Here is a 14820-nt window from a genome sequence, read left to right as displayed (position 1 = left end):
TTTTTGGATGACTACTTTTTATAATAAAATCATCTCCTTCGGCGAGGAGGTCAGTACCTTCACACCGTCATCCGTGATCAGCACATCATCCTCAATCCGAACCCCGCCGAAGCCGGGGATATAAATGCCCGGTTCCACGGTAATGACATGGCCCGGTACGAGCACGGATTTACTTTCACGGGACAGCCGTACCTGCTCATGAATTTCCAGACCAAAGCCGTGACCCAGCCCGTGGCCAAACTGCTCCCCATAGCCATACGAGGCAATCACATCCCGCCCCAGACTGTCCCCCTCCCGGCCGCTTAAGCCTGGGCGAAGTCCTGCAATCGTCTTCATATTCGCTTCCAGCACAATGGCATACAGTTCCTTATGACGTTCCGACGGCTTGCCGACGAATACGGTGCGCGTAATATCGGACAGATAGCCACGCACATTCGCGCCAAAATCCATCGTGACAAACTCATCCTGGCCGATTTCCTTGTCACTGGCCAGTCCGTGCGGCAGTGCCGAACGCTCACCCGAAGCGACAATGAACGCAAAGCCACCCGATTCTGCGCCCGCCAGCCGCAGCTGATATTCCAGTTCCGCCGCGATCCGTCGCTCAGTAACCCCCGGCCGGATGTAATTCAGCACTTCCGTAAATGCAGCATCCGTGATACGCGCCGCTTCACTGATGGTGCGAATCTCATCTTCGTCCTTCACATCGCGCAGCCGTTCTATTACATCCTCTGTGTGCACATACTCCAGCGGGCCCAGCGCGGCTTGAAGCTGACCCGACTGCTGGAGTGAGACATGACGACTTTCCAAGCCCAGTCGGTGAACGCCTAATTTACCCGTCAGCGCGGCTACCGTCCGGAAAATTTGTACTTCGTGCTGAATGACCGAATACTCCGGTGCCTGATCCTTTGCTTGTGTCATATAGCGGAAATCCGTTACCAGAAAAGCGTCTTCCTCCGTAATAAGCGCCATCCCGGCCGAGCCTGTAAATCCGGTCATATAACGCCGATTCGGCCCATGTGTAATGAGCAGCGCGTCTATACCCAGTGCCGGGAATTCCGAGCGTAGTCGGGCCAGTCTGCCTGGAATACCTTGTAACGGCTTTGCCGCAGCCTGCACATTTCGAACTTCTTCCTCATTCACTCACACTGCCTCCCTGTTCATTTTTCCAATACTCAAGCTCATTCCAGTTCCAGCTTCCTTGCTAGCCTTTTATGCCTGTCAGTGTAATGCCTTCAATAAAATACCGTTGTCCGATAAAAAAAATGAGAACGATGGGAGCCAAAATGGTACTGGAAGCCGCCATCAGATAAGGCCAGTTCGTATTGTTCAACCCGCGAAAGGTCGCCAATCCCAGCGCCAGCGTAAAATGCTTTTCGTCACTCAAATAAATAATCGGGCCCAAAAAATCGTTCCACACATCTATAAAGGTAAATATCCCGATCACGATCAATGCGGGCGAAGATAAGGGAATAATGACACGCCATAGCACGGTCAGAGGTGTGCCTCCGTCCATATAAGCCGCTTCGTCCAGATCACGCGGGATCGTCAGCATGAACTGGCGCATCAAAAAGATATTAAATGCTCCCCCGCCAAACCATGCAGGAGCAATCAGCGGCAAAAAGGTGTTCAGCCCTCCCAGCTCACGCCACATGACGAAGGTGGGAATCAGCGTCACCGCGTACGGCAGCATCATCGACCCGATCAGCAGGGAAAAGATCAGATTGCGTCCAGGCCAGCGCAGGCGGGCAAACGTAAACGCCGATACAATCGAGGTCAACATCACACCTGTCAGTACACACACCTCAATCAGGAATGTATTCATAAAATACCTGCCGAACGGTACCGAAGTCAGCGCCTCCGGGTAATTGCTCCATTGAAAAGGAGACGGTATCCACTCTGGCGGGAACACAAAAATTTGCGAGGTTCCCATCAGAGAGCTGCGAATGAGCCATACAAACGGCAACAGCATCAAAATACTGCCCAAAATTAAAACGATATACAGCAGAACACGACCAATTCGGAAAGATTTTGCACGAGCGGCGGTAGCAGGACTGCGCGAGCGTTCGGGCTGTGGAGGCGGATGCTGCTGTGCTTCGGAAGCATGGGCAGCAGAAGTGATCTGGTTCATGATCGTTCCCCTCCTTCATAGTGGACCCACTTTTTGGACGTGGAGAAAATCAGGACGGTCAGCACCATAATGACGAAAAATAAGATCCAGGCCAGCGCTGAGGCATAGCCGATTTTGGTCTCCGTAAAGGCCGTACGCCATAAGTAAAACACATAGAACAGGGTTGCATTGTTGGGTCCTCCGTTGGTCATGACATACGCCTGATTGAAGGCCTGAAAGGTGCCGATTAACGACATGACCAGATTGAAGAAAATGGTGGGTGTCATTGAGGGAACGGTAATATGAAAAAATTTGTGCCACAGATTGCCGCCATCCACCTCAGCCGCTTCATACAGATGGGTGGGAACCGACTGGAGTCCTGCCAAAAAGATAATGACCGTGTTCCCGATCCCCCAGGTACTCATCATGATGAGAGAAGGTATCGCAGTGCTTTCGTCATAAATCCATTTGCTTCCCGGCAGTCCAACACTCTCCAGCAATGAGTTCAGCAAGCCAAAATCCGGGTTGAACATCCACAGCCACAGCATCGTATTCGCAATACTTGGCACAATGGTGGGTAAATAATAAATCGTGCGGAATACCGACAGGCCTTTCACCTTTTGATTTAATAACAGCGCAATGATAAAAGCCGCCGTTAAGCCAAGAGGCACGCTGCCCAGCGCATAATACGTGGTCACAAACATCGATTGGGAAAAGGTTGTATCCTTGGTCAGAATGGTCCGATAATTCTCCAGTCCTACAAAGCTCATCTGTCCACCAATAGTCCAGTCGGTCAGGCTGAATATGAATGAGGCGGCGATTGGCCCAATCGTAAATATGAGTAGTCCCAGAATGGCAGGAAGCGCGAACAACAGACCCCAGTTACGCTCCATGCGCATCATTCCTGATTGCTGCCGCTTCATGGGCCAATCTCCTTTCGCAGCTGCGCTGCCGATTTATTCATCCGGATATACTCCCTGGAGCAACGGCTGAATAATAGGCTCCAGTTCATCCAATGCCTGCTGCGGCGTTTTCTTATTTGTCCAGATCAGATCCAGCCCCGGGGTCAGCTTGGAACCGATATCCGGCCAGTTGCGCAGCGTAGAAGTGGACGGCTTGATGGCGTAGTCTCTGGCATACTCGATGCCTGCCTGCCGAAATTCCGGCGGATGGGCCGCATTATTCGTCCATGACTGGATGGCCTGCTCATCGGTATAATATTTTTCCTCGATAGGCATCCACAGACCGGACTTGAACAGGTCCACCTTTTCCGGATTGTTGTGGTACAAATAAAATTCGAGCGCTTCCTTCGGATGCTTGGTGCTCTGGAAAATGACGGTGGCCCCCGCAACGATCATCGTTTTGGGTTCCTTCAGCTTCGGCAATACGCCGATACTCCATTGCAACTGCTTGTTGTTCGAAAAATCAAGCAGGGACCACGTCCCGTCCACCACCATGGCGACTTTTCTCGTCTGAAGCCGAATCGTATTGGATGGCATGTCCTGCTGCTGGATCAAATCGGGAGCAACATGCTCCTTGAAAACCAGGTCCTGCAGCTTCTGAAATACCTCCACCGACTCGGGACGGTTCAGGGTGTACTTCTTGCCTGTTTTGTCGGTCAAAGCTCCTCCATTACTCGCCAGGAGCGGTCCCCAGGAGCTGCGGTCGTTGCCGAAGGCAAAGCCGTATTGCACAATATTTTTCGGATCAAAGCCACTGTCACCGGGATGCTTGCCATTCTGATCCTTGGTCAGCTTTTTGGCAATCTCCAGAAATTCATCCCATGTCCACGCTTTTTGAGGATCGGCCGGAGGGACGGGTACACCCGCTTCTGTGAACAGCTCCTTGTTGTAAAATAACTGCATCACTTCCAATGCGGTATAATTGCCGATAGACTTGCCGGGTTCACTGTAGAGATAGGAGGATTTAAGCTTGTTTTTTAATTCGGGATATTCATCATAATAGGAGGATAAATCCAGGAGTCTGCCTTCACTTGCCCATTTCATCGTGAGCGAATCGCCCAGGTAGGCGATATCGGGTAGCTGATTAGCGGCCATTAACGTGTTAATTTTGGTCGTGTAGTCACCAGGGACATGCTCGCCCTTTACCCGGATATTCGGGTGGGATGCATTAAAGCTCTGAATCATTTTTTCCATTGCCTGCTTCTCGTCATTGCTTCCCCAGTACATGAACTTGAGCTCGACCGCATTCGGATTGACCGGTTCGCCAGCATTGCCGCTGCAAGCCGCCAGTCCTGTCAACATCGCCGTCATTATAAGAGCCATCCATGTCCGTAACCTTCGTTTCAGCAAATCAATCGGCCCCTTCCTGAACTGGATTCTCCTTACAAGCCTATTATGCGCCGAGAGTCCGGAGCCGACCACCCAACGACTCCAGACTCTCTTTGTTTTGGTATGATTTTTTTAACAGCACGTTTACAAAAATGTTCTACGGAACTCCGTCGGGGTCAGCCCGGTATGTTTTTTGAAGGCGATGCTAAAATAATTCGTATCCGAGAATCCCACCATCTCGGCCACCTCCGCCACCTTCCGGTGCGGGTCCAGCAGCAGCTCACGCGCACGCTCAAAGCGGACGCGGGTCTGGTACTCAGCAAAGCTCTCCCCCGTGACCTGCTTGAAACGGGCACTCAAATATTTGGGGCTCATATTCATGTAAGCCGCAAGGCTGTTCAGGCCGCCATCCTCCTGAAGATGCTCACGAATCCATTCCTTGGCCCGTTGAAATTTGCGCGGAATCCCCTTCTCGCGCGCTTCCCGGACATGACGACCCACCCGGACAAAATAGCGGGATACATAGTCGATCATCTCGGGTCCGTGCCGCAAGCGGGACAGCTCCAGCAGCGGGTCCTGCTCCTGCATGGGCAGTTGGCAGACGGATGCATCGCTCTGGACGATGCGCATAACGAACAGCACAAGCTGGGTGACGATCATTTTCACCTGCTTGACGGGCAAGCCTGCCAATTGTCCCGACCATTCCTGTAAAATCGCATGGACTGCAGCATCATTTCCGGCCCGAATTTCCGTAATCATGAGCAGCTCCTTCTCCAGCAAATGACTGCTGCTCGGCTCGGTCGCCTGAATGCTCTCATAGGGGATGATCTGGCTATAGCCGACCCAGCCCCGATGCTCCGCCGCCCGCACCGCTTCCTCATAAGCTTCGGGAAGCTGCTCCAGCCGTTGCACAGGTCGGCTAATCCCGATGGACACCGCCCGGTTCAGCCGTTCCTGCACCGTCTGCCGGATTTGCTGTGCCGTCCGCTCCGCGGCCCGGCAGGATGCTGCTGCCAGCAGCACGACCCGGCGATCACGGGAAACCGCCGCACTGTGCGCCTTTGCCCCGGCTGCCGCCGCAGCCTCCCAAGTCAGCTCGGCAAATATGTGGCTGCTGAGATCCTTGCAGCCGTGCAGCTCGCTTGCAGCGGCAGCTTCCTGCTGCTCCGGCTCCTCCAGCTCGCAGCACAGGACAGTAAAAGGCGGCCCGCCTGTCTCGAAGAGCCCAAGCCCATCCAGCTCCCGTAAGACCTCGGCTGCGGGGCGCCGCTGCTGCAACAGATCCAGCAGCAGATGCTCCCTGTACAATGGCTCCGATGAACGATGACGGTGAATGGCCTCCTCCTCGCTTCTTCGCCATTGCACGATCCGGTCCTCGGCCCGCCGCAGGGCCGCTTCAAAATCCCCGCTGGTTATCGGCTTGAGCAGATAGTCAACCGCCTGAAGCGAAACTGCCTGACGAATGTATGTCACTGATTCGTAGCCTGTCAGAAATAACAGAGGCGTCTGCTGATCCTTTTCCCGAATGGCTTGGGCTATGTCCAGCCCGCTCATATCCGGCAAATTAATATCCAGTAAAATCATGTCCGGTCGCCGCTCCGCATACAAACGCAATGCCGTCTCGCCGTCACTTGCCACATCACTGACCTCCACAGACAGGCCGCTTTCTGACACCATCAGCTTGAGTCCTTCCCGAATATGGTATTCGTCGTCCACAATCAGCAGCCGGTACATGTCATCCTCTCCTTCTTATTCAGTTCGAAGCGGTGCCAGCAAAGTAACCGAGGTGTAATGTCCCGGCTCGCTTGCCACGGACAGCCCATATTCCGGACCATAATGCCGAAGACGCTCATGTACATTGCGCAGCCCAAAGCCAATCGCACTCCCCCGCTCGGCCTCCAGCGATTTCCGAATATCGTCCAGACGCTCGGCTCCGATACCATCCCCGTCATCACTCACCGTCAAGCGCAGCATATCACCTTCCCGTGTACCGGATAACATGATATATCCACGGTCGGTACGGCCTTTTAATCCGTGGTAAATGGCATTTTCAACAAGTGGCTGGAGGATAAGCTTGGGGACGTAAAATTCGCAAATATCCTCCTCCACCTCGCAAATCCACTCGAACGAATTTCGAAATCTGAACTGCTGCACCTTCACATAGGCGCTTACGTGCTCGACCTCCTGTCCCAGGCTTATTTGCTCCCGTCCATAACTTAGCGAGATGCGAAAACATTTGCCAAACGCCCCAATCACCTCAGCCATATCCCGTTGCCCATTTGCCAGTGCCATTCCCTTGAGCGACTCCAGTGTGTTGTACAAAAAATGCGGGTTAATCTGCGCCTGAAGCGCGCGAAACTCCGCCTGCTTGCGCGATAGCAATGCTTCGTACACCTGCCCGTACAGCTCATGATTTTTTTGCATCATATGAAGAAAACGCTCCCCGATCTGCCCCACCTCATCCTTGGGGTTAAACACAACGGGGGCAGGAGCTTCTGGACCGTTGGCTGATCCTGTTTCTTCCACACTCCCATCCACCGCCATTAATCGGCTCAACTGAAGCAGCGGACGACGAATCGTATCACTCAGCCGATAAGACAGCATCCAGCCCAGAGCCAGTGCAATCAAAAAAGTCCAGATGGTCCAGGCTCCAATATTCCGCGCATCCTCGAACAGCACGGACTGATCGACTTTTTGCAGCAACGTCCATTGCCCTTCATTTAACGGGCCATAGGAGATCATCGTCTGTCGCCCGTTCCATGCTCTCCAGTCCTTTGTAAGCACGGGTTTGTCCACAGCGGATTTGGCAATCTCCCGCAGCAGCGACTTGTCCGCAACGTCCTGCTCAGGCAATCGGTACACAGGCTCGCCCTCCTGATCCAGCACCCACATCTGGGTGTTGCCGTCTGTTTCATGGAAAGCAAGTCCCCTGAACAGACTGGCCTTGTCAATTTCCAGTAGCAAAAATCCAAGCGGCGCATAATCCCCAGTCGTTTTTCGCAGCAGCTTCCCGACATATATGCGATCCTCTGCCATCCCGTGTCCTGATGCAAACGGCGAATGAGCCATCCACATCATCGGCCGTTCGGTGAGCAGGCGGCGATAGTACACACGTGCTTCCTCTAATGTAGGAAGGCCGCCAAAACGGACCGAAACATTCCCCTGATAGAGGGAGTGCTTGAGCCCGCCATTGGCGGCATATATGAGGGAGGACGTGATATACGGCTTGGTTTGGGTTTGCGTTCGAACGATCATGCTGAGTGTTTCATCGTTCCGTAAGTATTCATAATCGTCTCCCGGCTTGGTCTCCAGCGTGGCCTGCACATCGGGATTGCCGAGAATGGCATTGGTCAGATCATTCAAATCGGAGAGCGTGGCGTTGACGTAATTTTCACTCATTTGCCGGGACTGCATAGCCAGCGCTTCTGACTTTTCACCAAGAGAATGGGCCGCGATCCGGTAAAAGGTAAAGGTCAGCACCACCATCGGAATGACGGTGAGCACCAGCGTCAGTACAATGAATTTGCCACGGATCGTAGGAATCCCGGCAAACTTTTGACGACCACGGCCTCCCATTCAGCCGCCTCCCTTACACATAGGCCGGAAGCCACTGTCCATGCGCCGCAATCAACTCATCGCACAGAGAAACAATATCATCCATGGACAACTCGGCTGATGTGTGCGGGTCCAGCATGGCGGCATGATAAATATGCTCTTTTTTTCCCGTGATCGCTGCTTCAATCGTCAATAGCTGTGTATTAATATTCGTCCGGTTCAGCGCAGCGCATTGGGGCGGCAAATCTCCGACAAAGTTTGGCGTAACTCCGCCCCGATTGACCAGACAAGGCACCTCCACACAGGCTTCCTTCGGCAGATTTGTAATTAAGCCCGTATTCATCACGTTGCCGCCAATGGCAAAAGGCCGATCCGTTTCGATGGCCTCCAAAATATAGGAAGCATATTCGTTTGACCGTTCATGACGCAGGTCCTGATTACCTAAAAGCTCTTCGCGCATCGTTTGCCATCGTTCAATCTGGCTCACACAGCGACGTGGATATTCATCCAAAGGAATATTGAAGCGCTCGATCAGCTCAGGATATGCCCGTTTGATAAAATACGGATGATACTCCGCATTATGCTCGGACGATTCTGTAATGTAATAGCCGAATTTCAGCATCATTTCAAAGCGTACCATATCATGATGCTTCTCCTGCTGCTTGGCGGCAGCCCGTTTTTTAATTTCGGGATATAAATCCTTGCCGTCCTTGCTCACTTCAAGTAGCCATGCCATATGATTGATGCCTGCAATTTTGGCCTTCACACCTTCCTGCTCCAGCCCGAGGCTTTTGAACAGCTCCGGTATACACGCCTGCACGCTATGACACAGCCCTACCGTACGGACACCGCCGTATACGTTCATCACATTCGTCAGCACAGCCATCGGATTCGTGTAATTGAGAAACCATGCATCCGGGCATACCTCGCGCACATCTGCTGCAAAGTCGAGCATCACCGGAATCGTCCGCAAATTGCGAAAAATACCGCCAATGCCAACCGTATCAGCAATCGTTTGGCGCAGACCGTATTTTTTGGGGATTTCAAAATCCGTAATCGTACACGGATCATAGCCGCCCACCTGAATGGCATTTACCACATAGGCAGCTCCACGCAACGCTTCCTTGCGGTCGGTGTAGGAGCGGATCACACAGGTGCTTCCTGTCGTTTTTTTCAGATTCGATAAAATATTTTCCGAATCCTTCAGCCTTTCGGGGTCAATATCGAACAACGCCAGCTCGAAGCCCTCCAAGGCAGGTGTCAGCATACAATCGCCAAGCACATTTTTCGCAAATACCGTACTGCCTGCACCCAAAAATGCAATCTTGCTCATGCCCGTTCCTCCATTCACATTGTATTCGCAGCTGCGCACTCCAAATGTAAGGATACCCACCGCCACTCCCTTTGCAGAAAGAGGTGACGGTGGGAAAGGTTAGCCAAGACTATGCGTTGTTGCCTCCCAATCAGAATCCCCCTACTGATTTAGCGAAGCTAACAGACCGAGCCGGGAAGGCAGATGTGACTGGGGATGCCGTAGTTGGCGGGGTTACTGGAGTTGCTGAGACTGCTGGAGTCCCCGGGTTAGCCGGAGTTGCCGCTGGTGCCGCGCTCCCTGCCTCAATGACGGTTACCTTCGCAATCGCCTTCAGCTCTGTCCCTTCTACCTTGCCCTTTAATTCAAAAGAACCCGGAGCAGCATATTGTGCAGGATCTATATCCTCCCATTCCACAGCCACCCATTTGGTCGAGTCTTCTCCATACGTAGCTTCCACTACGTTTGGCAGTTCAGGCTTTTCACCCGCATGAGTGGTTACACTTACTTCTTTTAGTGCGGTGATTTTCTCGGCTGTCGTCAGACTCTGCGCTGTACCGGAAGCCAGATTGGCCACTTCGGCTGCATTCAAAGCACGGCTGTAGATGCGGAATTCATCCACCAGACCATTGAAGTACGGATCAGGGTACTGGGATTTGCCGATAAAATTATTTTTGGTCTGACCCAGACTGGTAGGATTCAAGGTGAGATTGGTGTTGCGTCCCACTTCTTTCCCATCCACATACAAAATACCTGTGGAGCCCGAAAGCGTGACCGCAACGTGCTTCCATACACCTGTCGGCAGTACAGGGGCATCAATCGTCTGTTCCTGTCCCTGTCCGTTACCCTGATTCGTAATGGCAAATAGCATCCGGTCCCCGGCTTTAGGGGTCAGGAACATGTATTCATTCGTCCCGGAGCCGAAGTCAAAAATCCGTACATAATCGCTCAGGCTGTTCGCTTTGACCCAGCCGGATACGGTCAATTGCTGTGCCCGGCTCACAATGCCCGCTGGAAGCTGCACATAGCTATCCTTGCCATTGAGGCTGACGGCATTGCCTGTTTTACCCGCTGCCCATGCCACGGTCCCCTTTACAGTAGCATCATTGCCGCTGTCCGATGAATCTGCTGCCAGAGAGCCGCTGGTTTCGTTAAACTTGTAAAACGCAAGCTGTTCAAGCAGCGGAGCCGCCGGTTCGGCTACCACAGTTACTTTGGCCTCCGCTGACAGCTGGGAATCGCTGGCTGCTAGCTTGAATACATACGTTCCCGGCTCGGAAACGTCTACCTTCGTGCGCAGCGATGTTTTGCTGCTGAATGTGACCTTGGCGTTCTGTGGTCCTTCGACCAGGCTCCACTCGCTTGTCACCTTTCCTTGCGGAAGCCCATCATCCGTAGCCGTACCTTTCAAAATGATCTGATCCGGCAGCTTCACCTTGGCATCTTTGCCGGCATCGACGACAGGAGCCTTGTTCGGATCAGGCGTTGTCGGTGTCAGCTCCACCGTGTAGGAGGATGCTGTGCCAATCTCCAATTTCAGCTTGTTGGAAGGTGCATATGCATTAAACTTGCCTAGCGATTGACCACCCACTTTAACCAGATACGTTCCTTTCTTCAAACCGTCAAATGTAACGTACGTAGAATGGGCTTGGCCCGGCGTTTGGTTTTTCAGTTGGAACCATACATAATCCTTGGATGTGGCCAGCTTGGCTTCTGTATATTGGTCCTTATCCAGCTCGATATACAGCTTTTCCGTGATCAGATTGACCCGCTTGAACAGGCCGTCCAGCGGCTTGATCGTATACACGTTGCCGCTTTTGCTCACCTCTGCACCGTAGCCCGTCAATCCGAAAATCGGATCCATCGCAATATCGGCGCTTAACGTTTTGAGCGCACCGAACAATCCGAGATCAGCTTCGCCGCTCATGCCACGCCAGCCATTCAGGAGTGGAACATTTTTACCACCACCAGTGCCGTTCGTTCCGTTATTGCCTTTTTCCGCTTGATACGTCCATGCGACCGCCCCGATGTTCTCGGGGTCCGAGCTGATTTGCCCGGAATTAATCGCTCCGACATTGGCAATTTTAGCTGCGTAGGACAGCCGTTGTTGCTCCTCACGCTGATTGTCCTCATGATACCGAATCCAGTCATCCATCGCATAGCCTGCGAGCGAGGTCGTGTACTGAAAGTTAAACCAGTTCTCCCCGGTAATCGTCACCGGATCGGTGTAGTAGTACCATACCGGCATATGACCGCGTGCCGCGCGGGTTTTGGCGTTGATTTTACTCATCATTTCCAGGGCTTTGCTTTGCTCGCCTTCTGTATCTATATTCTGTTTGGCTAACGTATATACAGCCTCTTCTCCGGTATTGTCATAGCTGTATTCGGAGCCGTAAGGATACTTTGTATTTTTAAAATTGTTATATTTGCGAGCCATTTTATCCTTGAGATCGTTCGCTTCATCATCATAGCCTTCATCTTGAAGTGCCTGAATAATATCCGGTGTGGTCAGTTCGCCCATCAAGCCTGTTTCCCAGTTGTACGCGACTGGCCCTTCATACAATGCTTTGAAAATGTTATAAGCCCTCAGCAAATAGGTTTCCTTGGGATGCTTGTAAGTGACAAGATCCGGGTATTCCTTGGCAATCTTGTACATGCTGAAATACGTGTTGTATACATGCGGGTACGCATAGCCCCGATAAGTTGGTGTATCGTTCGGCTCCGGCATCAGGAAATCATGAATTAAATAATCCTCATGATGCCCGTTCATCAGATTCGTCCAGATCGCCGTCTCCAAATAATCGTCTACGGCCCGCACCTCTTTGGCGACTGGAGACAGTGCATTTTTCTCAGCCAGGAACTGTCCGTGGGTCAGACCCCAATCATCCCCCCAGCCCCAATAGCCGTTAAAAATATTGCGCTTGGATTTGGTATGCATCATCCAATCGTCAAATACCTTGTCACGCAGATCTCCCGCCACATTCCACTGGGTTTTGTCCACCATAAAGGTAGCGTGCCGTTGCAGCGCCTGATCAATCGGCTCGATGGCATAGAACTGTAAAACCGTTTTGCTGCCATTTCCATATTCCACGGTTATAAAGTTCGGGCCCAGCTTGGTAAATTTCAGTTCATAAATGTGGTGTCCTTCGGCCTTGCTATCCGTCTGCGGAATAACGGTTCCGTCTGGATAGGTCACCTTGTTGATCGTTTGCTTGGTGCGCAGATCCACCTTCGCCTTTTGATTCGTAGGCACGATCATGCCCGGTACGACCGTAGTGTCCACCAGGTTTTCTTGATACAACGTATCCTTTACATCATGCTCGTCCTTCACCGCCAGAAGCTTGAAGCCATAGCTTTTGCTTTGGCCAGGATTCAGGACCAGACTTGTGTTAGGCAAATATCCGCGGTTGGTGGACTTGATGACATTGGAATGAATATAAAATACATTCAGTCCTTCCACCCATTTTCCTTCGTTTGCCGGATTCCACGCCCATTTGCTGCCCGGATGCTCCTCATCCCGCCAACGGTCCTGATACTCAAAGCCTGCACCCGTTGAGGCATCAGGGATCAGTAGCAGGGAAGAACCAATGCCGCTGGGACGTCCAGCTGTAATATAGGAGCTGTTATTGCCAACAAAGGAATGCGTTACGACTCTGGTTTCGTAAATCGCATCACCGTTGGTCCACTGCTCATTAAAAGGCAAAGGCAAACCGAAATCGCCAATCTCCAATTTTTTGCCACTCGTATTCTGGACCTGTATATTCCACAACACCGAACCGTTCGCCTCCGCCGAATACGTTTCGATGACTTTAAAATTGCGTATGCCCTCAGCGTTGCTGGAATTCTCGTACGTGACGGTAACACGGTTGCCACTGGTCGTGATCTTGCGTGCGTCTGCCGACTTGTTCGTCCAAGCCTTTGTCCAGCTACCATTGTCCAGTCGGTACGTGAACATCAGCTCACCCAGCCATTGATGATCTGCGGTGTTCTGCTCAGGTGTTACCGTTGCATTCATGACATACTCAGTCGGGAAAGCATCCCCTTTGATACGAATGGATGAAATTTCCCCATGCTCGCCTGTCTGAATCGTCAGCTTGTCATTGGATAGTTCATAAGCCTCTGCCTTATGCGCCCCCAATAGCACAGACGCTACGGTTAAAAACAAAAATGCCGCCAATATTCCCTTAAGTTTCATCAACACGGCCTCCTTTTGGATTTTGGAGTTCTCATTTGCTTGCCAATCACCTGAAGTCTCTTCATTTCGCCGCAACCTCCTTGGAAATGTAAGCGCTACAACTCCATTGTACAAATCCTTGTCCATTGGTAAAATCAACATTTTCAACCGATTTATATAGGATTTCAACCTAATCGTGGGATGAGTTACTATAGGGAGCACGCTGCGCGTGCAGATTGTTCTTCCGATCGCTGTTGCAACGGGATTTTTTATTTATATAACACCTGTTAAGGTTAAAATCCCGTTACAAAGGCGAACGCTCCGCTTCTCCAGAACAATTCTGCCCGCTCCGCTGACCGACCGCCGTAAAATCATCACCACTTTCAGGGAATTGGGGCAGTAGGAGGACTGCAAATGCGGAACAGCAAGAAGGCTTGCAGCTTCTTGATATGTACAGAAAAAGGAGCAGGAAGGATAACTTATTAAGATCTAAAATAAAAAGAATTAAAACAATTGGGATCCTACATATTAGAACTGAACCGTGAAAATAAAACAGCGACGGACTAGGACCGGATAACTAAGTCTTAGACTGCCGCTGTTGTATCGAACTAACGTCTCCCGTTAGTTGAAGGTCGTTACCAATTTAGAGCTTTTATTTCCACTGTCTATTACTTTATTTTTCTAATTTTAATACGCTATTTTCTTCGAACAATTGCAATTGAATTCGATTTAGCAAATTCCAAAATTGTTCAACCATGACCGATGCCGGATACGGCATCGAGCGGGTAATCCACCATTCCAGTAAACCCACTCCGGCTGAAATTAAAAATTGCACCGTGATGTCCCTATTCAACTCCCGATCAAGAGTGATCGATTTCATGCTCAGACTTTGCTGGAACATTGTCTCCAATTGGTTTCGGAAAACTGCGCTTCCATTGTTCGTCAGCATTGTGGAATAGAAATCAGCATTCTGTTCCAAATATTCAAACGTGCGCAGCAGCGCGGTTTTTGAAGTGAGAAGAACCAAGCCCTCTTCAGGCATACAACTGCGCTGCAACTGGTTTAATTGATCCTCCACACATTGATCGCGCAGATCGTACTTGTCAGCGAAATGCAAATACACTGTTCCTCGATTGACATTCGCTTCCTCCGCAATTTGGTTGATCGTTATGCTCTCCAAGTCCTTTTCCAACATCAGTTTCATAAAAGCATTCATAATCGCTTGCCTCGATTTTTGAATACGCCTGTCCATATCGTTCTCCCCTTTATCCCATGCAAAATGAACATATCGAGCCCCTCTGTTGAAAAATCAACAACCAAGCTTGTTTTAACCATTGAACACCATCTGCCGTCCTGATACATTCACTATATAAAACATATG

9 protein-coding genes are annotated in these 14820 nt (G+C 51.2%); all 9 read right to left on the bottom strand.

What is annotated here, in order from left to right; translation table 11 throughout:
• Window positions 1–18: 18 nt before the first annotated feature.
• Window positions 19–1116 (bottom strand): M24 family metallopeptidase, encoded by a 1098-nt coding sequence (locus tag BAZ21_RS06605; RefSeq protein ID WP_373441524.1) that lies wholly within the window; start codon window positions 1114–1116, stop codon window positions 19–21.
• An 85-nt stretch (window positions 1117–1201) separates the two neighbouring features.
• Complete coding sequence (locus BAZ21_RS06600) at window positions 1202–2128, bottom strand: carbohydrate ABC transporter permease (RefSeq protein ID WP_068498292.1); 927 nt, start codon at window positions 2126–2128, stop codon at window positions 1202–1204.
• Window positions 2125–3030 carry a carbohydrate ABC transporter permease gene (locus BAZ21_RS06595; RefSeq protein ID WP_068498289.1) on the bottom strand — a complete coding sequence of 302 codons (906 nt, stop codon included), beginning with the start codon at window positions 3028–3030 and terminating at the stop codon, window positions 2125–2127. Before BAZ21_RS06595 ends, BAZ21_RS06600 begins: the two co-directional genes overlap by 4 nt.
• 33 nt (window positions 3031–3063) lie before the next feature.
• Complete coding sequence (locus BAZ21_RS06590) at window positions 3064–4419, bottom strand: ABC transporter substrate-binding protein (protein WP_256020006.1); 1356 nt, start codon at window positions 4417–4419, stop codon at window positions 3064–3066.
• A gap of 123 nt (window positions 4420–4542) precedes the next feature.
• Window positions 4543–6132, bottom strand: a complete 1590-nt coding sequence (locus BAZ21_RS06585; RefSeq protein ID WP_068498284.1) for a response regulator — start codon at window positions 6130–6132, stop codon at window positions 4543–4545.
• 15 nt (window positions 6133–6147) lie between these two features.
• Window positions 6148–7974 (bottom strand): cache domain-containing sensor histidine kinase, encoded by a 1827-nt coding sequence (locus tag BAZ21_RS06580; RefSeq protein ID WP_068498282.1) that lies wholly within the window; start codon window positions 7972–7974, stop codon window positions 6148–6150.
• Between the two features lie 13 nt (window positions 7975–7987).
• Window positions 7988–9286, bottom strand: a complete 1299-nt coding sequence (locus tag BAZ21_RS06575) for an alpha-glucosidase/alpha-galactosidase (protein WP_068498281.1) — start codon at window positions 9284–9286, stop codon at window positions 7988–7990.
• Window positions 9287–9416: 130 nt separating this feature from the next.
• Window positions 9417–13460, bottom strand: coding sequence for a DUF5695 domain-containing protein (locus tag BAZ21_RS06570; protein ID WP_068498279.1), 4044 nt, complete (start codon window positions 13458–13460; stop codon window positions 9417–9419).
• A gap of 652 nt (window positions 13461–14112) precedes the next feature.
• Entirely contained in the window at window positions 14113–14691 is a 579-nt protein-coding gene (locus BAZ21_RS06565) for a TetR/AcrR family transcriptional regulator (RefSeq protein WP_068498277.1), read from the bottom strand.
• Between the last annotated feature and the right edge of the window lie 129 nt (window positions 14692–14820).

Origin of the sequence: Paenibacillus kribbensis, assembly GCF_001705305.1 — a bacterium.
Taxonomy (GTDB): domain Bacteria; phylum Bacillota; class Bacilli; order Paenibacillales; family Paenibacillaceae; genus Paenibacillus; species Paenibacillus kribbensis_B.
The sequence above is the reverse complement of the archived record's forward strand: the minus strand, read 5'-3'. Positions and strand labels throughout refer to the sequence as shown.

What these genes read in the sequence shown, in the direction of transcription:
- BAZ21_RS06595 (WP_068498289.1), bottom strand. Translation starts at nt 3,030, where the DNA reads ATGAAGCGGCAGCAATCAGGAATGATGCGCATGGAGCGTAACTGGGGT.
- BAZ21_RS06600 (WP_068498292.1), bottom strand. Translation starts at nt 2,128, where the DNA reads ATGAACCAGATCACTTCTGCTGCCCATGCTTCCGAAGCACAGCAGCAT.
- BAZ21_RS06575 (WP_068498281.1), bottom strand. Translation starts at nt 9,286, where the DNA reads ATGAGCAAGATTGCATTTTTGGGTGCAGGCAGTACGGTATTTGCGAAA.
- BAZ21_RS06570 (WP_068498279.1), bottom strand. Translation starts at nt 13,460, where the DNA reads ATGAAACTTAAGGGAATATTGGCGGCATTTTTGTTTTTAACCGTAGCG.
- BAZ21_RS06585 (WP_068498284.1), bottom strand. Translation starts at nt 6,132, where the DNA reads ATGTACCGGCTGCTGATTGTGGACGACGAATACCATATTCGGGAAGGA.
- BAZ21_RS06565 (WP_068498277.1), bottom strand. Translation starts at nt 14,691, where the DNA reads ATGGACAGGCGTATTCAAAAATCGAGGCAAGCGATTATGAATGCTTTT.
- BAZ21_RS06580 (WP_068498282.1), bottom strand. Translation starts at nt 7,974, where the DNA reads ATGGGAGGCCGTGGTCGTCAAAAGTTTGCCGGGATTCCTACGATCCGT.